General features: G+C 70.8%; 20 protein-coding genes and 1 tRNA gene. 11 read left to right on the top strand and 10 right to left on the bottom strand.

The features are described from left to right. Nucleotides 1-76: 76 nt before the first annotated feature. Nucleotides 77-1,459, bottom strand: coding sequence for a MocR-like pyridoxine biosynthesis transcription factor PdxR (gene pdxR / locus IEY87_RS02280; protein ID WP_189136755.1), 1,383 nt, complete (start codon nt 1,457-1,459; stop codon nt 77-79). Between the two features lie 71 nt (nt 1,460-1,530). On the opposite strand from pdxR, the gene IEY87_RS02275 reads away from it, so the two are divergent. The 8 genes from IEY87_RS02275 to IEY87_RS02240 all read left to right on the top strand — a co-directional run bounded on the left by IEY87_RS02275 (nt 1,531) and on the right by IEY87_RS02240 (nt 10,568). After that, entirely contained in the window at nt 1,531-2,175 is a 645-nt protein-coding gene (locus IEY87_RS02275) for a pyridoxamine 5'-phosphate oxidase family protein (RefSeq protein ID WP_189136754.1), read from the top strand. A gap of 88 nt (nt 2,176-2,263) precedes the next feature. Continuing rightward, a complete protein-coding gene (locus tag IEY87_RS45405; protein ID WP_225276815.1) occupies nt 2,264-4,873 on the top strand; it encodes a serine/threonine-protein kinase in 2,610 nt (869 codons plus the stop codon). A gap of 113 nt (nt 4,874-4,986) precedes the next feature. Beyond that, a complete protein-coding gene (locus tag IEY87_RS02265; RefSeq protein WP_189136753.1) occupies nt 4,987-6,675 on the top strand; it encodes a serine/threonine-protein kinase in 1,689 nt (562 codons plus the stop codon). Between the two features lie 20 nt (nt 6,676-6,695). Further along, a complete protein-coding gene (locus IEY87_RS02260; RefSeq protein WP_189136752.1) occupies nt 6,696-8,258 on the top strand; it encodes a protein kinase family protein in 1,563 nt (520 codons plus the stop codon). A 47-nt stretch (nt 8,259-8,305) separates the two neighbouring features. Further along, complete coding sequence (locus IEY87_RS02255) at nt 8,306-9,382, top strand: DUF2510 domain-containing protein (RefSeq protein WP_189136751.1); 1,077 nt, start codon at nt 8,306-8,308, stop codon at nt 9,380-9,382. A gap of 70 nt (nt 9,383-9,452) precedes the next feature. Then, nucleotides 9,453-10,046 carry an oligoribonuclease gene (orn, locus tag IEY87_RS02250; RefSeq protein ID WP_189136750.1) on the top strand — a complete coding sequence of 198 codons (594 nt, stop codon included), beginning with the start codon at nt 9,453-9,455 and terminating at the stop codon, nt 10,044-10,046. Nucleotides 10,047-10,112: 66 nt separating this feature from the next. Beyond that, nucleotides 10,113-10,188: transfer RNA gene (locus IEY87_RS02245), tRNA-His, on the top strand. 152 nt (nt 10,189-10,340) lie between these two features. Next, nucleotides 10,341-10,568, top strand: a complete 228-nt coding sequence (locus IEY87_RS02240) for a helix-turn-helix domain-containing protein (RefSeq protein ID WP_189136749.1) — start codon at nt 10,341-10,343, stop codon at nt 10,566-10,568. Between the two features lie 92 nt (nt 10,569-10,660). Here IEY87_RS02240 and lat read toward each other — a convergent pair whose 3' ends face one another. The 4 genes from lat to IEY87_RS02220 form a co-directional block, all read right to left on the bottom strand. Continuing rightward, nucleotides 10,661-11,941, bottom strand: a complete 1,281-nt coding sequence (gene lat, locus IEY87_RS02235) for an L-lysine 6-transaminase (RefSeq protein ID WP_189136748.1) — start codon at nt 11,939-11,941, stop codon at nt 10,661-10,663. Nucleotides 11,942-12,016: 75 nt separating this feature from the next. Next, nucleotides 12,017-12,550, bottom strand: coding sequence for an HdeD family acid-resistance protein (locus IEY87_RS02230; RefSeq protein WP_189136747.1), 534 nt, complete (start codon nt 12,548-12,550; stop codon nt 12,017-12,019). A gap of 103 nt (nt 12,551-12,653) precedes the next feature. Beyond that, the gene (gene trhA / locus IEY87_RS02225; RefSeq protein WP_189136746.1) at nt 12,654-13,298 is read right to left on the bottom strand and encodes a PAQR family membrane homeostasis protein TrhA; all 645 of its coding nucleotides are present in this window, start codon (nt 13,296-13,298) and stop codon (nt 12,654-12,656) included. 20 nt (nt 13,299-13,318) lie between these two features. Continuing rightward, a complete protein-coding gene (locus IEY87_RS02220) occupies nt 13,319-14,809 on the bottom strand; it encodes a penicillin-binding transpeptidase domain-containing protein (protein ID WP_189136745.1) in 1,491 nt (496 codons plus the stop codon). Nucleotides 14,810-14,899: 90 nt separating this feature from the next. On the opposite strand from IEY87_RS02220, the gene IEY87_RS02215 reads away from it, so the two are divergent. Continuing rightward, nucleotides 14,900-15,721 (top strand): spermidine synthase, encoded by an 822-nt coding sequence (locus IEY87_RS02215; protein ID WP_189137288.1) that lies wholly within the window; start codon nt 14,900-14,902, stop codon nt 15,719-15,721. Here IEY87_RS02215 and IEY87_RS02210 read toward each other — a convergent pair. Then, nucleotides 15,718-16,386 (bottom strand): response regulator transcription factor, encoded by a 669-nt coding sequence (locus tag IEY87_RS02210; RefSeq protein ID WP_225276816.1) that lies wholly within the window; start codon nt 16,384-16,386, stop codon nt 15,718-15,720. The genes IEY87_RS02215 and IEY87_RS02210 overlap by 4 nt on opposite strands. Beyond that, nucleotides 16,379-18,082, bottom strand: a complete 1,704-nt coding sequence (locus tag IEY87_RS02205; RefSeq protein WP_189136744.1) for a sensor histidine kinase — start codon at nt 18,080-18,082, stop codon at nt 16,379-16,381. Before IEY87_RS02205 ends, IEY87_RS02210 begins: the two co-directional genes overlap by 8 nt. A gap of 175 nt (nt 18,083-18,257) precedes the next feature. On the opposite strand from IEY87_RS02205, the gene IEY87_RS02200 reads away from it, so the two are divergent. Next, nucleotides 18,258-19,673 (top strand): serine hydrolase, encoded by a 1,416-nt coding sequence (locus tag IEY87_RS02200; RefSeq protein ID WP_189136743.1) that lies wholly within the window; start codon nt 18,258-18,260, stop codon nt 19,671-19,673. A gap of 109 nt (nt 19,674-19,782) precedes the next feature. Here IEY87_RS02200 and IEY87_RS02195 read toward each other — a convergent pair whose 3' ends face one another. Continuing rightward, nucleotides 19,783-20,106 carry a type II toxin-antitoxin system PemK/MazF family toxin gene (locus tag IEY87_RS02195; protein WP_189136742.1) on the bottom strand — a complete coding sequence of 108 codons (324 nt, stop codon included), beginning with the start codon at nt 20,104-20,106 and terminating at the stop codon, nt 19,783-19,785. A gap of 355 nt (nt 20,107-20,461) precedes the next feature. On the opposite strand from IEY87_RS02195, the gene IEY87_RS02190 reads away from it, so the two are divergent. Further along, nucleotides 20,462-21,142 (top strand): pirin family protein, encoded by a 681-nt coding sequence (locus IEY87_RS02190; protein WP_229699287.1) that lies wholly within the window; start codon nt 20,462-20,464, stop codon nt 21,140-21,142. Nucleotides 21,143-21,359: 217 nt separating this feature from the next. Here IEY87_RS02190 and IEY87_RS02185 read toward each other — a convergent pair whose 3' ends face one another. Together IEY87_RS02185 and IEY87_RS02180 are read right to left on the bottom strand one after the other, a co-directional pair. Beyond that, nucleotides 21,360-21,893: a superoxide dismutase family protein gene (locus IEY87_RS02185; RefSeq protein WP_225276818.1), complete on the bottom strand. Its 534-nt coding sequence runs from the start codon at nt 21,891-21,893 to the stop codon at nt 21,360-21,362. A 74-nt stretch (nt 21,894-21,967) separates the two neighbouring features. Further along, nucleotides 21,968-22,243, bottom strand: a complete 276-nt coding sequence (locus IEY87_RS02180; protein ID WP_189136741.1) for a 4a-hydroxytetrahydrobiopterin dehydratase — start codon at nt 22,241-22,243, stop codon at nt 21,968-21,970. Nucleotides 22,244-22,266 lie beyond the last annotated feature (23 nt).

The following is a 22,266-nucleotide window of genomic DNA, read 5'->3' as shown; positions in this document are numbered from 1 at the left end:
TGAGGCCGTACCCGGCCCAGACCGGCTGAGGCCATGCCCGGCTCAGACCGGCTGAGGTCGTACCCGGTGATTCGGCTCAGGTCGCGTCGCTGATCAGCTCGGCGAGGATTCGGCATCCTCGTCCGACGTCGGTGAGCGACGCCGAGCCGTAGCCGATCACCAGGCCGTGCAGCCGCTCGGGGCCGAAGTGGTGCCGTTCGACCGTGTCCAGCAGGACCCCGCGCTCAGCGGCCCGCTCGACGATCTCCGGCCCGGTCCCCGGCGGCAGCTCCGCCAGGACGTGCAGCCCCGCCGTGTCCCCGCGCAGGCGGCAGACCCCGCCGAGCACCTCGACGACCACGGCGCGGCGGCGCGCGTACTCAAGGCGCATCCTGCGCAGGTGCCGGTCGAGGTCGCCGCGCTCCAGGAGGGTCGCCACCGCGTGCTGCACCGGGCCGCTGGTGCGGTCGCAGACGCCACGCCTGATGGCGGCGATCCTGTCCAGCAGCTCCGGGGCGCCCACCAGCCAGCCCACCCCGACATCGGGCGCCAGCGACTTCGACAGCGTGCCCAGCAGCACCACGCGGGCCGGGTCGAGGCCGTAGAGGGCGGGCAGCGGGGCGACGTCGTAGCGGAACTCGGCGTCGTAGTCGTCCTCCACGACGATCGCGCCGGTGCGCCTGGCCCAGGCGAGCAGCCGCTCCCGGCGCGGGATCGGCAGCCGCCCGCCCAGCGGATATTGATGCGCCGGGGTGGTGTAGAGCAGGCGCAGGTCGTCCGGCAGCCCTTCGACGATCACCCCGTCCTCGTCCACCGGGCACGGCACCACCTCCGCTCCCCTGGCGGCGAACACGGTGCGCGCCACGTGATAGCCGGGATCCTCCACGCCCGCCCGGGTGCCGGCGCCGAGCAGCGCCAGCGCGCAGAGGTCGAGCCCATTGCCGGTGCCTCTGGTGACCAGGATGTTCTCCGGGCCCACCGGCACGGCCCGGACCCTGCGCAGGTGATCGGCGAGCAGTTCTCTGAGGTGCGGCAGGCCGTACGGGTCGGGGTAGTCGCCCGGGGGCAGGTCGGCGGCCTTGCGCCAGGCCCGCTTCCACGCCGCCCGGTCGTAGTCGCGGACCCACGGGTGACCCGGCGTCAGATTGATCTCCTTCTCGCCCGGCACGGCCCGGCGCCGCATCCCGGGACCGGGCGTCTCCGGCACGGAGCGGCGGGGCGCCTCCAGCGAGGCGACGAACGTGCCGGAGCCGTGCCGTCCCTCCAGCCACCCCTCGGCGTAAAGTTGCTGGTAGGCCTCCGTGACGACCGTACGGCTCACTTCGAGCTGCCCCGCGAGCCCGCGCGAGGAGGGCAGCCGCACCCCGGGCGCCAGCGCCCCGGACAGCATCGCGCCGCGCAGCCAGTCGGCGAGCTGCGCGGTGAGCGGCGCGGCCGCCTCCCGGGACAGGGATATGGGCAGGTCAACGAGGGAACGCACGAAGTGGTCTCCGAGAAGAGTCCGATAGTGGCTCTACAGCATAGGTCCACTTTCTCGTTACGGTCGTGCGCATGCTTTCCACCACCGCGCGCACCCGCCTCGGCCGCGAGAAGGACCGGGGCAGCGCCGACAGGAACGATCTGTACGACGTGCTCGACGCCGGGCTGGTGTGTCATCTGGGCGTGGTGGTCGACGGCCATCCCAGGGTGATCCCCACCGGCTACGGGCGGATCGGCGAGACCCTCTACCTGCACGGTTCGACCGGGGCCCGGTCGCTGCGCGCCGGCTCAGACGACTCGGGCGGGGACGTGTGCGTCACGGTCACGCACGTCGACGGCATCGTGCTGGCCCGCTCGGTCTTCAACCACTCGATCAACTACCGCTCGGCGATGATCTACGGCCGGGCCAGGCCGGTGACGGACGAGGACGAGCGGATGGCGGGGCTGCGGGCGCTGAGCGAGCAACTCGCACCCGGCCAGTGGGACTATGCCAGGAAGCCCACGGCCAAGGAGCTCGCCGCGACCGCCGTGCTCGCGCTCTCGCTGGAGGAGGCGTCGGTCAAGATACGCCGGGGCGCGCCGAAGGACGAGGAAGCCGACTACGCGCTGCCCTTGTGGGCGGGGGTGCTCCCCATCGACACTAAATGGGGTGAACCACAACCAGATCCGGTGCTTCCCAAAGAAATCGGCATACCTGTTCACATAGCAGACCGTTAGTAGTTCCATAAAACACGGGCCGTCCGGCAAACCCCGCCGCTGGATCGCACGTCTCATCAGGTGGGCCGACTTCTGATGGGAGGGCCGCATGGAGTGGGAAGCTCCCGGTTACACGGAGGTCAAGCAGCTCGGGGCCGGTGCCAGCGGCCGTGTCGTGCTGGCGGTGCATGACGACACGGGCATCAAGGTCGCGATCAAATACCTCTCGCCGAGGTGGCTGCGCGACCCGGTGGCCCTCGCCCGATTCCGGTCGGAGGCGCGGCTGCTGACAACGCTGCGCGACCCGAACGTCGCCACGCTGTGGGAGTACATCCAGGACCAGTACGGCGCCGCCATCGTGATGGAGCTGGTCAACGGCGTCTCCCTGCGCGCCCTCATGCGCGAGAACGGCACCACCGGGCCCGAGGCGGCTCTGGTCGTGCTCAAAGGCTCGCTGCTCGGCCTGGCCAAGGCGCACTCCCTGGGGCTGGTGCACCGGGACTACAAGCCCGAGAACGTGATCGTCCGCGAGGACGGGTCGAGCAAACTGGTCGACTTCGGCATCGCCGTCCGCCAGGGGACGATCTCCCAGCCCGAGGGCACGCCCCCGTACATGGCGCCCGAGCTGTGGTCCGGGCAGCCCTCCTCGCCCGCCACCGACGTCTACGCGGCCACGGCCGTGTTCTTCGAGTGCCTGACCGGGCACCGGCCCTACCGCTCCACCGAGCCGACCGTACTCGGCTACCAGCACGTCCACATCCCGGTGCCCGCGCACGACGCGCCCGAGCCGGTACGCGCGCTCATCTTGCAGGGCATGGCCAAGGACCCGGCGCACCGCCCCGCCAGCGCCGAGGCGTTCCTGGCGAAGCTGGAGGCGACCGCCAAGGCCGCCTACGGCGAGGACTGGGAGGAGCGCGGCAGACGCCGGCTGGCCGCGCTGGTGGTCCTGCTCGGCCTGCTGTTACCGGTGCCGCAGACCCCGCCACCGCCCGCGCAGGTCACCACCTCACTGGCGCGTACGGTGTTCCGGGGCTCGCACGGCGTGCGCGCCGGCGCGGTCAAGATGGCGATGGGCACCACGCTCGCCGCGCTGGTGGCCGCGACGGTGGTGATCGTGGCGGTCAACCGGGACCGGCCGACGCCGTTCAACCCGGTGGCGGCCGCGCCCTCGGAGTCCCGGCCACCGGCCGGGCTGTCGTCGCCGCCCTCCACCGTCCCGAGCCGGCCGGCGGCCGAGACCCCGGCGGCCGTCCCGCAGGTCGGCCCGCAGCAGTTGATCACTGACAGCCCGACACTCGAGCAGCCGCCCGCCTCCGAATCACTCGCCCCCACCCTCGTCGCCACCCCGCCCACCTCGACGTCCCCCTTCACCCTGCCGTCGACGTCCCGCTCGGCCTCGGCACCGACGTCGACCTCCACCGCCGGCACCCCGCCGAGCTCCCGCACGCCCACCCGCACATTCACTCGAACGCCCACCCGAACTCCCACGCGCACATTCACCCGCACGCCCACCCGCACCCCGACCACCTCGCGCGTCACCACACCGCCGGTCACCACACCGCCGGTCACCACGCCTGTCACCACGCCGCCCGTGACCACACCGCCGGTGACGACCCCACCCGTCACCACGCCACCCGTCACGACACCGCCTGTGACGACACCGCCCGTGACGACGCCGCCGGCCACCACCGTGTCGCGGCTCACCGTGGACCGTTTCACGGTGGAGCGCACCGTGGCCGGCGGGACGTACACCGTCGCCGCCACCGGCACCGCGCCGATCGTCCTGAACGCCACCTGGCTGGTCAGCGGCGAGACGGTCCACAACGAGCGGGTACGGCTCAGCGGCGCCTCCTCCTACACCCGATCCCTGCGGCACGTCCTGCCCGAGCCGCCGTGCGGCCGGCGGGTCACCTTCACCGTCAGCACCGTCCCGGCGGCCCCCGGCGGGGCGAGTTCGTCCACGGTCAGCGTGCCCGAGTGCCCGACCCAGGTGACCGGGCTGCGGGTCCGGCTGAACCCGGCCTCCGGCGGCGCCCGCGCCCAGGTCACCATGACGACCAGCGGCACCTCCGCGGTGCCCGTGACGGCGGCGTTCTCGGTCAACGGGGACCAGGTCGCGACGCGGGAGGCGAGCCTGTCCGGGCGGACCTCGTACATCCAGACCTTCACGCACGCCTTCAGGTCGCGTCCGTGCGGCGCCACCGTCGCGGTGCGGGTGGTCGCGGGCGGGCGCACCGCGACGGGCAGCACCGAGGTCACCTGCCCGGCGGAGGTGAAGCGGGTGTCGATCTCACGCGCCGTGCTGCGCGGGAACACGGCCACCGCGTCGGTCGCGGTGACCACTGGCAACACCCAGCCGGTACGGGTAAACGTCGTTTTCAGCGTCGGCGGCAGGACCGTCGGGGTCAGGGCGGTGACCCTGTCCGGCGCGACCTCGTACGTCAGGACCGTGAGCCGGTCCTTCGGCAAGGTGCCGTGCGGGGCGTCCTGGCAGGTACGGGCCGGCACCCGGCCCGCGGCGGGCAACGGAGGCGCGTCGGCCGGCGGCAAGACCCCGGCCTGCCCGCCGAGCGCGGAGCCCTCGAAGAGCCCGCAGTCGCCAAGCCCGGACTCGGACTCGGATTCTGGCTCCGACTCGGACTCAGACTCGGCGGACTCGGACCCGGGTTCCGACTCGGACTCGGGTTCCGACTCGGACTCGGGCGAAATCATTAACTGACGTGCCGTTTCTCATGTATCAGGATATTGCCTGTCACAGCTCGGTATCGGCCGGATAAACTACGCTCCTTCTGTTTAGGGCGGGGGCCCAGAGGACTCCAGGAGGAGACCGTTATGCACGGGGATAGTCAGTGGGGGGTTCCCGGATATACCGAGGTCCGTGAGCTCGGCAGCGGCGCGACCGGCAGAGTGGCCCTCGCCCGGCGCGACCACGACGGGGCCGAGGTCGCCATCAAGTACCTGTCCGACGAGCTCAGGGCCGACGTGGGCTTCGTGGCGCGCTTCCGCCACGAGGCCAGGCTGCTCGGCACCATGCGCAGCCCGCACAGCGCCCGCCTGATCGACTACTTCGAGACCGGCTACGGCGCGGCCATCGTCATGGAGCTGGTCAACGGCGCCTCGCTGCGCGAGTTACTCAGGTCGCAGGGCCCGACCGGCCCCGAAGCCGCGCTGACGGTGTTGAAGGGATCGCTGCAGGGTCTCGCGGCCGCGCACGCGATGGGAGTCGTACACCGCGACTACAAACCAGAGAATGTGATCGTCCAGGGCGACGGCGACAGCAAGCTCGTCGACTTCGGCATCGCGGTCATGGCCGGAGAGGGCGCGAGCGCCGCCGGCACCCCGCCGTACATGGCGCCGGAGCAGTGGGCCGGCCACCCCGCCTCGCCCGCCACCGACGTCTACGCCGCCACCGTGGTGTTCTTCGAGTGCCTGACCGGCGCCCGCCCCTACCGGGCCCCCAACCTCGCCGCGCTCGCGCGGCAGCACCAGAGCACGCCACCGCCGATCGAAGACGTGCCCGCCCCGCTGCAAGGACTGGTCGAGCGGGGCCTGGCCAAGCACGCGGGTGAGCGTCCGCCGTCCGCCGAGGCGTTCCTGACCGAGTTGGAGGCCATCGCGGCCGACGCGTACGGTCCCGACTGGGAGGAGCGCGGCAGGCACCGGCTGTCCAGCCTGGCCGGCCTGCTGCTGCTGATGTTCCCGAGCGCGCCCGAGGCGCCCGCCGAGGTGCAGACCACCCTGGCCGAGACCAGCTTCGACGAGCCGTCCACGCTGATGAGCAGGATCCCGGGCAAGGTCATGATCAGTACGGCGTGCGCCGGCCTGGTGATCGTGATCGGGGTCGTGCTGGTGAACACCCTCGACGAGGAGCCCGTACTGCGGGCGCAGACCTCACAGGTGACGCCGACCTCGCTCCCGTCCGAGACGGAACCGCCCATCGAGTCCACGCTGGAAGCGGAGCCGACGCCCGCCCCCGAGGAGACCACGGCGGAGCCGACGGCGGCCCCGTCGGACACCGCGAGCGTCGCCCCGCCCACCGTGAAGCCGACCGCCACCAGGACCGCCACCAGAACCCCCGTCAGGAGCCCTCGGGTCAGGACCCCGTCGGCCAGGCCCACCCGCACCCGGGTGAAGACGCCCGCCCCGACCGCCACCAAGTCCTCCGACCCGGTGCTGAACAGCACGGGCCGGGACAACGGCAACGGCACGCCGCTGGTCACCCGGACCCCGGAGCCGACCCGAGCGCCGACGCGCGACCCCGACCCCCGGCCTACCCCGTCCCGGACTCCGACCACGACGGATCCCAGCTCCCCCGGCAACTCGCCCAGTGGTGGCTCCACGCCCCGTGACACGCCGACCAACCCTGACATCCGGCGCGTGCCCGAGATCTCGCAGGTGCGGGAGTCCGTGACCGTGGCGCCGGGCGTGCTGCTCGCACTCGCCCTGGTGACGTCCGGCACGCTTCCGGGCACACTGGCGGTGAAACGTCGCATGGCGGGACGGCACCGCACGAAGCGCTGAGCTGGCCGGGGGCATCGTCGATGACCAATCCGAGAAACGGCATCGCCGGATTCCAGTTGACCGAGCACACCTGGATCACCGAGGTGGGCAACTGGATCGACGCGATCTCGCCCGATGGCCGCCGGGCCGGAGCGCTGCTGTTCGACGCCAGGATCATTGACACGCCGGGCGTGCGCGACCGCGTCGTGGCGGCCGTGCTGACCGACCGCAGGCTGGCCATGGGCGGGCTGCCCGGCCTCATCCCGGTCGCCGACGTGGTGGCCGCCGGATCCCAGGTGTGGCTGCTGACCGCGCAGGCCGTCACCCCGACCCTGGCCGGCCTGCTGGCCGCCGGGTCGGTCGACGCGAGCGGCGCGGCGTCCGTGCTCGCCGAGACGGCCCACACCCTCGTCGCGCTGCACGCGGCCGGGATCACGCATGGCTCGGTGCAGCCGGGCACCGTGGTGATCACGGCCGAGGGCGGCGCGCTGCTGTCGGAGCGCGGCCTGTCGGACGCCATCCACGGCCGGCTCTCCACACCCGAACGGGACTCGTCCGGCTGGGCGGCGCTGGCCCGGGGGCTGGCCGCCTCGTGCGCGCGCGGGGCTCCCCGGGCCGCCGACCTCTTCGAACGGGCCGCGGCGACGGCGACGACCCGTGGGCTCACGGCGGCCAGGAGCATGCTGCTGGCCGAGCGCGACCTGCTGCCCGGTGGCGTGGTCAGCCGACATGGCCTGGCGCAGGCGGCACGCGGCCAGTCGGTGTTCGCGCAGCCACTCGCGTACACCAGACCGGAGGACGCGGCCGGCAGCGGCCGCGAGGCGGACCGCGACGAGGGCGACATCGTGACCCTGCTGCGCGTCCCCGGCACGAGCACAGGACCTGGCACAGGCACGGGACCCGATGGTCAGTATCCGGGCGCGGGCTTCGGCGCGGGTGCGGGACTTGCTCCGGGCGCGGGCGCGGGCGCAGGCTTCGGCGCGGGCGCGGGCGCGGGTGCGGGATTCGGCGCGGGCGGGCAGGGCTCTGCGGGTGACCAGGCCATGCTGGGCAGTCAGGCGCCGACGCACCCCAGCCCCGGCAACCAGGACGCGGAGCGGTTCGGGCCCGGCGTCGGCACCGAGACGCCGGTCGAGCGGATCTGGCGTGAGGGGCGCGACGGGCCCCGGCGGGGCTCGGCCCGGCGCTCCAAGGTCGAGCGGGCGCGGCGCCGCCGGACGATCCTGGCCGCGGGCGTCCTCGCGGTCATCCTGGCCGGCGCGGCCGTCGCCTGGTTCAGGCTGGGCGCCTCGCCGGACCTGACGGTCGCGTCCGTCGCCGTCAAGGCCCCGAAGAAGGCCCAGCGCTGCAACAGCTCCGTGCTCATCACCGGCACGATCGTCACCAACGGCGAGGCCGGCGAGATCACGTACGAGTGGCGCAAGAACCTGGACAAGGAGGTGGTCAAGGCGACCCTGGAGACCACGTCCGACAAGACCTCCTACAGCGTGCCACTGAGGTGGTCGCTGAAGGGCAAGAGCACCGTCAAGGCCACCGCCACGTTACGGGTGCTGTCGCCGGGCCCGCCGCGCACCGGGAAGGCGAGCTTCACTTACCGGTGTTGACCAACGCAACAATGCATCTCAAACCGGTTCTTACTACTCTGACGGACATGACCACGCAGACCCCCGCGGGCTGGTACCCCGACCCCTACGGATCGCCTCAACTCCGGTGGTGGGACGGTGCCCAGTGGACGGACGCCACGCACCCCCTGGAGCAGGGACACCAGCAGCAGTCGTCCTCCGGCCCCCAGCCGGCCTCCGGCCCGCAGCAGCCCTACGGTAACCAGCAGCCCGACTGGTCGGCCGCCCCCGCGAACCCCACCCTCGCGTACGGCCAGTCGCCGCAACCTCCCTACGGCCGGCAGCAGCCGACCCAGTGGGGCGGCACGCCGCTGCCCGGCGTCGGCTACGGCCCGCCGCGCAAGCAGAGCAGTCCCCTGCCGTGGGTGTTCGGCGGCCTGGCGGCCGTCGTCGTGGTCGCCCTCATCGTGGTGGCCGGCGTCTTCGTGCTCAACAGCAGCTCCGCACCCGTCGGGCTGCCCTCCGCGGCTCCCACGCAGACGGAGGAGTCGCCTCCAGAGCAGACCCCGGAGGCGACGCCCACCGAGCCGGCGCCCACGGCCTCGGCCTCGGCCCCGTTCCCCGAGGCGGTGTCGGGGCGCGTCACCGACCCGCGGGCGGGGGTCTCGTTCGAGGTTCCGGAGGGCTGGGAGGTGCCGAGGACCAACGTCAACAGCGCCGACCCGCGCGCACAGCAATGGACGGGTGGCGTCCAGAAGACCTCGCACGACAACTACGACGGCAAGAACGGCAGCTGGATCGGCAACGTCTACTCCGGGACGCTGGGCGAGAGCTATCCGTACGCCGGGGTGTCCGGGATGAGCATCGCGACCAAGGCCGTCTATATCGACTTCATCACCAAGTACTACGGCATACCGCACACGAAGAAGATCGTCTCGGACAAGGCCATGAAGGTCGGCGACCGGGACGCCTGGGTGCTCCAGTTCGAGCTCGACTTCACCGCGGAGTCGGAGAAGAACGACTACAAGTGGAAGAAGGAGAACGGCGCGATCGTGCTGATGGACCGCGGCGACGGCCGGCGACCGGCCATGGTCTACATGTCCGTCCCGGACAATCTCGGCACCGATGTGGTCAGCGACGTGCTGAGCTCGCTGAAACCGGCCTGAACGGTGGCACTAGGCTGGTGGGACAAGCAAGCGGGCGGAACGCTCCGAGCCGCTGCGGCGAGGAGAACGAATGAGTGACGTGCTGGTCTGGATCGACTGCGAGATGACCGGGCTCGATCTCGGGCGCGACGCGCTCGTCGAGGTGGCGTGCGTCGTCACCGACAGTGAGCTCAACCAGTTGGACGAGGGCGTCGACGTGGTCATCAAGCCGCCGCCGGAGTCCCTGGAGCAGATGTCGCAGGTGGTCCGCGAGATGCACACCGCCTCCGCGCTGCTGCCCGAGCTGGCGGGCGGCGTGACGCTGGCCGAGGCGGAGTCCCTGGTGCTCGACTACATCCGCCGCCACGTGCCGGAGCCGAAGAAGGCGCCGCTCTGCGGCAATTCCATCGGCACCGACCGGACGTTCCTGTCCAGGGACATGCCGGCGGTGGACGGCTATCTGCACTACCGGATGATCGACGTCTCGTCGATCAAGGAGCTGGTCCGCCGCTGGTATCCGCGCGTCTACTTCGCCGCGCCCGAGAAGCAGGGCGGGCACCGGGCGCTGGCGGACATCACCGAGAGCATCAGAGAGCTGCGCTACTACCGCGCGGCCGTGTTCGTGGGGCAGCCGGGGCCCGATTCGGCCACGGCCAGAACACTCGCCGAGCGTGTCACGGGTTAATCAGTGGCGTAAAGACTCCCGAACACCGCTACACTTTTCCTGTGCCGCTCATGCGGGTGGCTCATGGTGGGTGTAGCTCAGGCGGTAGAGCGCCAGGTTGTGGTCCTGGATGTCGAGGGTTCAAGTCCCTTCACTCACCCCACGGTGCAACGGCCGGTCCTTCTGGACCGGCCGTTGCCGTTTTTTCCAACATCGTCCCCAAAACATGACAATGCGAGTTATGCTCACTGTCTACCGCTAACGCCGGAAGCGCGGGGGCCTCGGCGATCTGACCGTCTTCGTTCCGGAGGCCGGATGAGAGTCGACGATGCAGCGTTTGACAGCGTGTTCACGTCATTGAGCAAGCGCGAGGCCGAAGTCATGGACCTGATCGCCACCGGTCAGTCCAACGGCCAGATCGCGCAGCGACTGTTCCTCAGCGAGAAGACAGTCAAGAACCACGTCAACCGGATCTACGCCAAACTCGGCGTGGATTCACGCGTCACGGCCATCGGCCTGTGGCGTTCTCGCTCCTCGGAATAGCCGGCCCACCCCTCGGCGCCGCCCGGCCCGAACGGCGCCGAGGCGTCGTTCCAGGGCTACGCGTTGGTCCAGGACTACGCGTCGTTCCAGGGCTACGCGCGCTGTTCCAGGGCCGCTGACAAGGCCGAGAGGCCGTGGTCGAGGTCGTGCTCCGAGATGTTCAGGGCCGGGCGCAGCCGGACGGAGCGCGGGCCGCACGGGAGCACCAGGACGCCCGCCTCCTCGCGCAACTGGGTGATCAGGGCGTCCCGCTCGGCGGCGCCGGGCAGGTCGAAGGCGCACATGAGGCCGCGGCCGCGAACGTTGGCGACGGTGGCCGGGTGCTCGGCTTCGAGCTTGGTGAGCCGTTCGAGGATGAGCGCGCCCAGCGTGCCGGCGCGCGGGATCAGGCCGTCCCGTTCGACGATCTCCAGCAGGCCCCGGCTGCGCACCATGTCCACCAGGCCGCCGCCCCAGGTGGAGTTGATCCGGCCGCTCTGCCGGAAGACGTTGTCGGGCACCTGGTCCAGGCGGCGGCCGGCCATGATGCCGCCCACCTGCACCTTCTTGGCGAAGGCCACGATGTCGGGCGACAGGCCGAGCTGCTGGTAGGCCCAGGGGGTGCCGGTCGTGCCGCCGCCCGTCTGCACCTCGTCCAGGATGAACAGGGCGTCGTGCTCGTGGCAGAGGCGCTGCATGGCCTGCAGGAACTCCGGGCGCATGTGGTTGTCGCCGCCCTCGCCCTGGATGGGCTCGGCGATGAAACAGGCGATGTCGTACGGATACCGCTCGAACGCGGCGCGAGCCTGGGCGAGCGCCCGTTCCTCGGCCGCCTCCACGTCGCCGTGGTGGATGGCCGGGACGTCGATGCGCGGCCAGTCGAAGACGGGGAACCGGTCGGTCTTGACCGGGTCGGTGTTGGTCAGGCTCATCGTGTAGCCGCTGCGGCCGTGGAAGGCCTTGGTGAGGTGCAGGACGCGGGTGCCCAGGGCGGGCGACCTGCCCTCGGCCTCGTTGCGGCGGCTCTTGTAGTCGAAGGCCGCCTTCAGGGCGTTCTCGACGGCCAGGGCGCCGCCCTCCACGAAGAACAGGTGCGGCAGGGCGGGGTCACCGAGCACCCGGGTGAAGGTGTCGACGAAGTCCGCCAGATGCTCGGTGTAGATGTCGGAGTTGGCGGGCTTGTTCCGCGCCACCTGGCCGAGGAGCCTGGTGAAGTCCGGGTCGAAGGGCGGGTTCACGCCGAGCGGGGCCGAGGCGAAGAAGGTGTAGAAGTCCAGGTATCGGCGGCCGTCACGGGCGTCCACGAGCCACGGCCCCTGGCTCAACTCCAGATCCAGCACCAGGTGGTAGCCGTCGACGAGTAGGTGGCGGGCAAGGCGGGCGTGTACGTCCATGTCTCCTCCACGTTGAGCCAGACATACAGTACATTCCCCGCCTTGGACGTGATATATCCGTAAGATTTACGGATATTAGCTCTTCGGCACCATCTTCTTCACTTTGAACGACAGGGCGACCAGCGCGATGCCGTACAGGATGGCGAAGATCGCGATCAGCCAGACCAGGCTGAGCATCCCCGCCCCCGGCCAGATCAGCAGCAGGATGCCGAAGAGCACCGACAGGGCGCCGGTCAGGATGAGGGTCCATTCGTTCTCGATCTCCTTGCGGACCCGGATGCCGTACATGATCTCGGCGACGCCGGTGAAGATGGCCCAGAAGGCGATGACGTACAGCAGCGCCAGCGACGTGATCCCCGGCCAGATGAACGCCACCAGACCAGCCAATATCCCGAGAATTCCGGAAATGATGAGCCAGGCCCGCGACCTCACCCCCTGCTGGAACGCCGAGAAGATCGAGAAGATCCCGTCCACGATCGCGTACGCGCCGAAGAAGATCACCAGCACCAGCAGCGTGATGCCGGGCCAGATCAGCGCCAGGATCCCGAAGATGATCGCCGCGATCCCGCGAATGAGCACCAGCCACCAGGTGCGTGCGAGTTGCTCCATTCCGGACTGTTGTCCGCAACGGGCACTCGCCCACCTCCCCACCCGGTCAAATCTGTGTCATTGCCAGCAGATGCGGTCAAATCTGCGCCACCAGGGGCAGGCGTCACTGCGAGTAGACGACGATCGACACCGCGATGTACTGGACGAGGTAGGCGGCGAGCGTGCAGGCGTGGAAGACCTCGTGGTAGCCGAACCAGCGCGGCGACGGATCCGGGCGGCGCAGCCCGTACACGATCGCGCCGGCACTGTAGAGGAGGCCGCCGACGGCGACCAGCACCACGGCGACCAGCCCCGCGCCCCGCAGGAGTTGCGGCAGCACGAAGACGGCGGTCCAGCCGAGCGCGAGGTAGAGGACCGTGTAGAGCCAGCGCGGCGCGCCCATCCACAGCACCCTGAACAGCACGCCGGCCAGCGCTCCGCCCCAGGTGACGGCGAGCACCGCGATCCTGGCGGCCCCGTCGAGCGCGAGCAGCGCGAACGGCGTGTACGTGCCCGCGATGATCAGGTAGATGTTGGCGTGGTCGAGACGGCGCAGCACCTCCGCCAGGCGAGGGCCGAGGGTGCTGCGGTGATAGGTGGCCGAGATGCCGAAGAGCAGCGCGGAGGTGATCGCGTAGATGGCGGAGGCGAGCCGTGCCTGGAGGGTGGGCCCGAGGGTCACGAGCGTGAATCCCGCGATCAGCGTCACGGGCAGCGCCCCCGCGTGCAACCACCCCCGCAGCCTGGGCTTAACGGTGATCGTCGTCATATAACCTACGGTACCGTAGGTTAGAGCCCATTGAGGAAACGGGTGACGATCGGCACAGCCGCGGCCCTGCCCGATCCGCCGTGCCGCACGAAGACGCAGAAGGCCAGGTCGTCGCGGTAGCCGACGAACCAGCCATGTGACCGTTCGCCCTCGACCTCGGCCGTTCCGGTCTTGCCGGACACCCCGTCGGGGAGTCCGGCGCCGCTCGCCGTGCCGTGCTCCACGACGGCGCGCATCATGGCGCGCAGGTTCGCCACCACGCCCTGGTCCAGCTCGACCGGCGGGGGCGGCTCGCCGTCGACGCGACGGACCTGCTCGTCCGACAGCAGCCGGGGCGAGCGCAAGGTGCCGTCCTGCACCGCGGCGGCGATCATGGCCATGCAGAGCGGGCTGACGACGACCGAACCCTGGCCGATGGCGTTCGAGCCGAACCAGTCGGCGTCCGCCGGGTCCTCGATGGCGCCGCACGCGCCCTGCGCGCCGGTCGGCATCGGCCTGCCGAACCCCCACTCGGCCGCGGTCTCGCGCAGATCCTCACGTCGCAGGCGGGTGAGCGCCTGCTCGACGAAGGTGGTGTTGCAGGAGTAGGCGAAGGCGTCGGTGAAGGAGACCAGCCCCCGATCCACCCCGCCGTCGTTGGTGAAGGCCCGCCGGTCCGGGAAGCTGTACGTGGCCGGGCACGGCACCTGGGCGGCCGGTTCGAGCCCGGCCTTCATCAGAGCGGCAGCGGTGATTATCTTGAAGGTGGACCCCGGCGGGAAGAAGTCGTGGAAAGCGCTGTAGTTGTCCTTCAGCCTGTCGGCCAGCGCGAGCACCTCGCCGGTGGCGGGCCGCAGCACGACGATCGCGGAGTCCTCCGCCCCGTCCAGCGACCGCGCGGCAGCGGCCTGGACGGAGCTGGACAGCGTGGTGCGCTGGACGTCGGGCTTGGGCTCGACCGTCATGATCCGCTGCTCCGGCCGGCCCGGCGCCTTCGCCACCAGCGCCCACCCCGCGCTGTCCCCGTCCAGCTCGGGCCGCAGCCGCGCCAGGAGGGACTCGACGTAACCGTTGTTGGGGATCTTGTGGCCTTCCCTGGTGAGCAGCTCGACCGGGGGCCCTTCGACGTCCACGATCTCCACCGTCCCGCCGTCCTTGAGCAGCGGGTGGAGGGTCTCCGGCGCCCACAGCACCTTCCAGTGCCGGTTCCGTACGGCCAGCCGCAGCGTGCCGTCGAACGGCCAGGCGCCGAAGGTCTCCAGCATCCGGCTGCCGCTGAAGGGGACCTCCGCCGTCTCCTCGCCGGTGACCTTGACCGCCCCCGGCCGTAACTCCACGCTCTTGACGCCGAGTTCGGCGCTCATCGACAGGTGGCGGGGGCGGAAGTCGGCGGGCGGCTCGTGCACCAGAGCGGCCATGGCCTCGACGTTCCCCGCCCGCCAGGCCGCGAAGTAGGCGGCCGAGGTCTCGGCGGCGCTGCCCCTGACCCCGCCGGCGGCCAGGACCGCGAAGGCGACCGCCCCGAATACCACCGCAACCGCGCTCAGGAGGACAATCAACCTTCGGCGTCGCATACGGTTCTCCCAGGAGGGATCAACGTGGCACGTGGACAGCGAGAGCCGATGCCCGGGCAGTACCCGGTGACATTCGGCGAGGTCGAGCTGCTCCGGGATCTTGACAGGCAGGACGGCTGGGTGCTGTCCAAGGATGGCGTACCTCAGTCATATGTTGACCTACAAGACCCGACATTTCTTGAATTCGAGTACGTACGCCTCATGGCCGATGTTATCGACCTGCTGGACGAGGGTCCGCTGAGCTGTCTGCACGTGGGGGGCGGCGCCTGCACCATCCCGCGCTACGTCGCGACCACCCGCCCCGGCTCCCGGCACATCGTCATCGAACCCGACGGGCTGCTGGTCAACCTGGTGCGCGAGCAGCTCGACCTGCGCTCGGTGCCGCGCCTGAAGGTCATCGTGGCGGGCGGCCGGGAGGGCACCGCCAAGATCTGGGACGACTCGGCCGATCTGGTCGTCCTGGACGCGTTCATGGGCGCCACGATGCCGGTGGAGCTGGCCACGACCGAATACCTGAGCGACCTCACCCGGGTGCTGCGCCCGTCGGGCACCCTGCTGATCAATCTGGCCGACGGCAAGGGCCTGGCCTTCGCCAGACGCCTGCTGGCCACCGTCACCGGCACGTTCGGGCACGTGGCGCTGCTGGCCGAGCCGGGCGTCATGCGCGGCCGTCGCTTCGGCAACCTCATCGTCGCGGCCTCCCGCACCGAACTGCCCCTCGACCTGCTCACCCGCCGCGCCGCCGGCGGCCTCACCCAGGCCAGATGCGTGCACGGCGGAGCGCTGACGAACTTCATCGCCGGGGCGGCGCCCATCAAGGACGGGGACGCGGTCCTCGCCCCGGTGCCACCCCCCGCCGTCTTCGGCTAGGGCTTCAGATAGGCGAGCACCGCCGCCACCCTGCGGTGCACGTCGGCGCTGTTCTCCAGGCCGAGCTTGGTGAAGATGGAGTTGACGTTCTTCTCCACCGACGACACCGACAGGTGCAGCGCCCTGGCGATGGCGCCGTTGGACCTGCCGTGGGCCATCTCGCGCAGCACGTCGCGCTCGCGCGGGGTGAGCGCCTCGTGCTCGCCCCGCACGTCGTGCCGGTCCAGCAGTCCCTCCACCACCTTGGGATCGATGACCGAGCCGCCCGAAGCGACGGCCCTGATCGCGCCGAGCAGCTCGTCGAGGTCACCGACCCGGTCCTTGAGCAGGTAGGCCACTCCCTCGGTGCCGTGCTTGAACAGCTCCAGGGCGAACAGCGCGTCGGAGTACTGCGACAGCACCACCACGCCCACCCCGGGATGCTCGTGGCGCAGGCGGTGCGTGACGTCGATGCCCTCGAAGCCCTCCCGCCACCGGCCGCCGGGCATCCGGATATCGGTGATCACCACCTCGGGGCCGAGTCTCCGTACGGCGTCCAGCAGCTCGTCGGCGTTGCCCACCGCGCCCACCACGGCGACCTCGCCGGACATCTCCAGCAGCCGCCTGGTGCCCTCCCGCACCAGGTAGTGATCGTCGGCCACGACCGTCCTGATCGTCTCAGCCACCGACCGGCACCCAGGCCTCCACCCGTGTCCCCTTCCCGTGCTCGCTGTCGAGGTCGAGCCCGCCGCCCAGCGCGTCGAGCCGGTCGGCCAGCGTCGCCAGCCCGCCGGCGTCGAATCCCTTGCCGTCGTCGGACACGGTCGCCCGCAGCCGGCCGGCCGTCCTGTCCAGCCGTACCTCTATCTTGGTCGCCTCGGCGTGTTTGAGCGCGTTGGCCACCGCCTCGCTCACCGTGAAGTACATCGCCCCCTCGATCTCGTCGGCGAACCGCTCGCCCCGCAGCTCCCTGCGGGCGAAGACCTGGGTGGGCACGGGCAGCCGGGCGCAGCGCGCCTCGACGGCCTCCACCAGGCCGCCCTGGGTGAGCGCCGACGGGTGGATGCCCGCCGCCAGCTCCCGCAGGTCCTGGAGGGTCTGGCGGGCCTGCTCGCGCAGGTGGCCGAGCGTCTCGGCGTCGCCGCCGGTGGCGCGGGCCAGCTCGATCCCGGCGATCAGGGCGACGAGCTGCTGCTGGACGCCGTCGTGGATGTTGCGCTCGATCCGCCGCCGCTCGGCCTCCTGCGCGTTGACCAGGCGCGCGGCCAGCCCGGCGCTCTGGATGGCCAGCCCGGCGGGTACGGCCAGCGCCTCCAGGAACCGCTGGTCCTCCTCGTGGAGGCTCCCCCGGTCCCGGGGGCCGCACTCGATCCGCCCCAGACCGCCGCGCACGGGCAGCGTCAGCGCGGCCGGGCCGTCCTCCCTGCCGGAGACCACCCGCCTGCCGTCGGCGAGCGTGACGGCGGCCCACCGGGTGTCCAGGCCGGTCCGCACCGCCGTGGCCAGCCTGCCGAGCTGCTCCACGGGCTCGGCGGTCGCCTCCAGCGCGGAGCCGAGACGGGACAGCACCTCGTCCACGGTGGGGCGGACATCGAACACCAGCAGGACTCGCGAGCCCCGGATTCGCACCCGGATGTCCAGCAGGTGGTGCCGCACGATCGCCACCACAATGGCGCCGGGCAGGGCCGTGACCAGGGTGAAGAGCCCGATCATGCCGATCCCCGGCAGGGCGGCGTTCATGCTGAAGGACAGGACCAGCCCGATCCCGACCTGGACGGCCACCGCGCCGGCCAGGATCCAGCCGTACTGCCCCCGTTCGGGCCGCTCACTGCGCCACCAGCGCACGACCAGTCCGCCGAGCACGACCAGGGACATGATCCAGGTGACGGTCTGACCGATCGTCGACGCCAGCGTGCCGACCAGCCCGACGGGTGTCGAGACGTCGCTGTAACCGGTCGGCATGATCGTCATCATCGCGTTCCCGACCGCATGCGTCGCGATGGCGACACCCGCGATCCACGCGACCGGCCGCCACCGGCGCGAGGGCAACCTCCCCTCGGGAAACAGCAGCGGAATGAACACCCAGGACAGGCCGTAGAACAGGGCGAGCGCCGCGGCCGGCGGATAGCCGCCCGCCACCCCGCGAATCAGCAGGCCGGCGCCCAGCATGCCGATCCCGAAACAGACCGCGGTGACCAGCAGCAGCCAGCCGTACCGCACCTCCGGACGCCGGGCGGCGAGCAGCCAGCCCAGCGCGGGCAGGAGCAGGCCGACCGCGATGAACGCCCACTGCGACGGCCGGGTGCTCTCCAGCAGCATGCCGGTCGTCAGCCCGGCGGCCGCGATCAGCGCCAGCAGGCCGGCCGCCACGTTCGTCCGCATAAGGAGCCTCCGCGTAAAAGAGACATCGTCACAAAGCGGATATGGCGGTGTCCATGAGGTTGACCGCACAGTCCGTACGGCCAACCCCACCCGCCGGAACGGTGGCTCACACGGTGGGCGGGCACTCCCGGATCGCCTTGGCTGGGATCACGTCCTCCGAACGGAAGGAATCCCCGTGAAGCGATCCATGGCGGCAACGGCGGCCGCCCTGACCCTCGTCACCATGACCGCGTGCGCCGGGCAGACCGCCACGGCCACGCCTGGAGCATCCAGGACCGCCTCTCCCACCGCCACGCCCGGAACGTCCGGGCCCGCCACGCCTGGAGCGTCCGGATCCGCGTCCCCGTCGCCCGACGTCGAGATCCCCGGCACCCCGCTGGGCGACGCGCTGCGCTGGCTGCTGGACGCCTCGACCAGGGCGCCGATCATGGAGAGCGAGCTGGCCGAGCACCTGGCGCCCGCCTTCCTCGCCCAGGTCCCGGCGGAGGCGTTCAACCAGACCTTGGCGGCCGTCAAGGACCTGCGGCTGCTCGGGCTGTCCGTCGCGCATGCCAACGCCTTGTACGCCCGTGTCGAAACGGGCGGCACCCCGTACATCCTCGAACTCTCCGCGGACGCCTCAGGCAGGATCACCGGCGCGCGGCTGAGCGCGCCACCCACCCCCCAGCCCACGCCGGCGAGCTGGAAGGAGCTCGACGAGCGGCTGCGCAAGGCGGCGCCGCAGGTCGGCTTCCTCGCGGCCGAGGTGACCCGCGGCGACTGCCGCCCGGTGCACGGCGTCGCGGCGGGCGAGAAGCGCCCGCTCGGCTCGATGGTCAAGCTGTACGTGCTCGGCACGGTCGCCGAGCGGATCCGGAGCGGCGCGTTCGGCTGGGACACCAGGCTCACGATCACGCCCGAGCTGAAGAGCCTGCCGACCGGGCAACTCCAGGACCGGCCGGACGGCAGCGAGGTGACCGTCCTGGAGGCCGCCAGACTGATGATCTCCATCAGCGACAACACCGCCACCGACCTGCTGATCCACCAGGTGGGCAAGAAGGCGGTCGAGCGCACGATGCGCGCCTGGACCGGCTCGGCCGACCGGCGCAACGTGCCGCTGCTGAGCACCCGCGAGCTGTTCACGCTCAAGGGCACCGACCATCCGCGCCTGGCCGAACGCTACCTGTCCATGAGCGACGCCAAGCAGCGCGCCTACCTGGCCAGAACGATCGCCAAGGTGCCGCTCTCGGACATCACCGCCTGGGCCGAGCCGCGCGACCTCGACACCATCGAGTGGTTCGCCTCCCCCACCGACATCTGCCACACCTACGCGAAGCTGGCGAAACAGGGTGACAAGCGGGTCGGTGAGGCGATGTCCCTCTCGGACGGCGGGCTCGGCCTGGACAAGGGGACGTGGCCGTCGGTGTGGTTCAAGGGCGGATCCGAGCCCGGCGTGCTCGACCTGAGCTACCTTGCCCGCTCGAAGGACGGCCGGACCTTCGTCGTCACCGTGATGGGCATCGACCCGGCCAAGCCGCACGACGAAGGCAAGCTCGGCCAAGAGTTCGCGGCGCTGGTACGAGGCGGCTTCGCCCTGGCCAGAAATGGTTGAGCGCGGTCGCGGCACAAGACAGGTTCGCCGGATCCTGCAACGACTCGGCGGCCTGTCAGCTCGTGCGACTGGCTGCGTGACGACTGCTCGTTGCGGGTTTATACCGAGCTCAGCCCTTACTCGGGAGGTTGCCCACGCCGGCCCCGAGTTGCAGACGGAACGGGGTCTTCAGCGTGGGAGATGTTGAGATAGGCACCACGAAAATAATCGGCCAGGCAGGGTTCTCGTTGGTCTCGTCACCGCTGACCACGATGACAGGCCGCTTCGGCTTCACGGTGCGGAGCCGATCGTCACGACGACTGATGAGGCTGCTGTTGGACAGCTCGTATTCAGCTCGCGTGAACGCCGAGTCATAGGGGCAGAAGTTGTCCCAGCGCCAGGTGGCGCCACTGAACTGGTTCTCCCCCGAGACCACGGCTTGAAGGTCGGCCATGTACAGCAGTTTGACGAGCTTCGTCTTCGAGTTCCCACGCCCCTTCGGCGGCCGATGACTTCGGCGCTCCGGTGCGAGGTGAGTTCGTGTCGGCCAGGAATAGTTGAAGGATAAATCATGTTGAGCCGGGCAACTTACCTCTGGAAGGAGCCCGGTATGCCGGCCGTGACCGTAGAGAACCTGATGACGCTCCCCCTGCTGCCTGAGCCCGCGCCCGGCACGCCGCAGCGCAAGGTGCTCGCCGTGGAGACCGCCCCGAGCGGGTTCGAGGGCGAGGGCTTCCCCGTGCGACGGGCGCTGGCCGCGATCAAGCCCGCCTACCTGGACCCGTTCGTGGTACATGATCGACGGGGTGATGGATCACCTCGACTCCAACGGCGGCGGTGGCACCATCACCAACGGCGACACCCAGTGGATGACCGCCGGGGCCGGGATCTTGCACAAGGAGGCGCCGCCGGAGTGGCTCGTGCAGCAGGGCGGGCTGTTCCACGGCATCCAGCTGTGGGTGAACCTGCCGGGCGCCAAGAAGATGACCGCCCCGAAATATCAGGACATCCGGAGCTCCAGCGTCGCGCTGCTCGCCAGCCACGACGGGGGCGCGCTGGTACGGCTCATCGCGGGCGACCTGGCCGGCCACAGCGGTCCTGGCAGCACGCAGACGCCCATCACCCTGCTGCACGCCACCGTCAGCCCCGGCGCCCGGCTCGCGCTGCCCTGGCGCAGGGACTTCAACGCGCTGGCGTACGTGCTGTCGGGAAGCGGCACGGTCGGGGCCGACAAGCGCCCGTTGAAGAGCGGCCAGCTGGCCGTCTTCAACGGCTTCGGCGACCGCCCGGGGCTCGGCACCGACGGCGAGTTCGTCACGATCTCCGCCACCACGGAGACGCTGGAGGTCATCGTGCTGGGCGGCGAGCCGATCGGTGAGCCGGTGGCCCACTACGGCCCGTTCGTCATGAACACCCAGGCGGAGCTCGTCCAGGCCATGGAGGACTTCCAGGCGGGCAGGCTCGGCACCATCCCGGCCGGCCACGCGTAACCGGCGACGCCGAGGCGGACCACCACCGCGGCCGGGCACGCGTGACCAGCGAGGCGAACCACCACCGCAGCCGGGCACCCGTGACCAGCGAGGGTCCGCGTGGGCGATCCCGGCCGGTCACACGCCACCGGCGACGGCCCAGGCGGGCCGTCGCCTCGGCCGGGCGCGTATGACCGGTGGGTGGGTCCGCGTGGGCCCACCCACCGTCAGGAGAGGATCACTTCAAGGTCAGGCAGGCGGCGCGGTCTCCGGCCATGCCGATGTCGGGGCCGGAGGTCGTGGTGGGCCGGGCGTGCACGATGAGGGATCGGGGCAGCCGGGTGGAGTCGAGACTCCAGTCGTGACGGGCGCTGGCATGACCGGCCCCCGACTCGTCGGTGGTGAAGTCGAGCCAGACCTCGCTGGCGGTGCTCACCTGGCCGGGCACATGCTGGTAGTGCGGACCGGCGTCCTCGCCCTTGGGGCCGCAGGGCTTGGTGTGCAGATGGGCGCCGTAGGCCCGGCCCGGCCGGAAGTTCTCGACCATCAGGGACGTGAGCGTCCGGCCCGCGGTGGACTCGGAGGTGACGTTGGCCTGGGCGCCCACGGGCACCAGGCCGCGGTCGTAGGTGATGATGTCGGGATCGTTGGTGGAGAACTCACCGCTCCCCTTCAGCATGATGCCGCTCTGTGCCGCCGGGTGCGCGAGCTGCGCCGGCGCGCCGGAGCAGCCCGCCGCGAGCAGGGCGAGCAGAAGTGCGGGCAGGCGCATGTGAACCCCTCTGGAGCACGAGTCCGTACGGGCGCGGACTCTCGGGGCACCTACTCTATAGAGTAGCCGCTCGGCTACGCACCGTATTCGGCCGCGATGGCGTCGATCCGTGCGGCGAGGGCGAAGTCGAGCTCGGTCAGGCCGCCCTGGTCGTGCGTGGTGAGCGCCAGGTGCAGCTCGCGCCACCGGATGTCGATGTCGGGATGGTGGTTGAGCTCCTCGGCCCGGACCGCGATCGCGTCGACGATCCGGATGGCCGTGGGAAAGTCGGGGGCGGTGATCGTGCGGCGGATCTCGTCGCCTTCACGCCGCCATCCGGGTAGCTCACGCAGCTTCTGCTCGACGTCCATGGGGGCAACGCTACGCGGCGCAG

Origin of the sequence: Nonomuraea glycinis (genome assembly GCF_014646515.1) — a bacterium.
In the GTDB taxonomy this organism is placed as follows: domain Bacteria; phylum Actinomycetota; class Actinomycetes; order Streptosporangiales; family Streptosporangiaceae; genus Nonomuraea; species Nonomuraea glycinis.
Note: the sequence above shows the minus strand (reverse complement) of the source record. Positions and strands in the feature narration are given on the sequence as shown.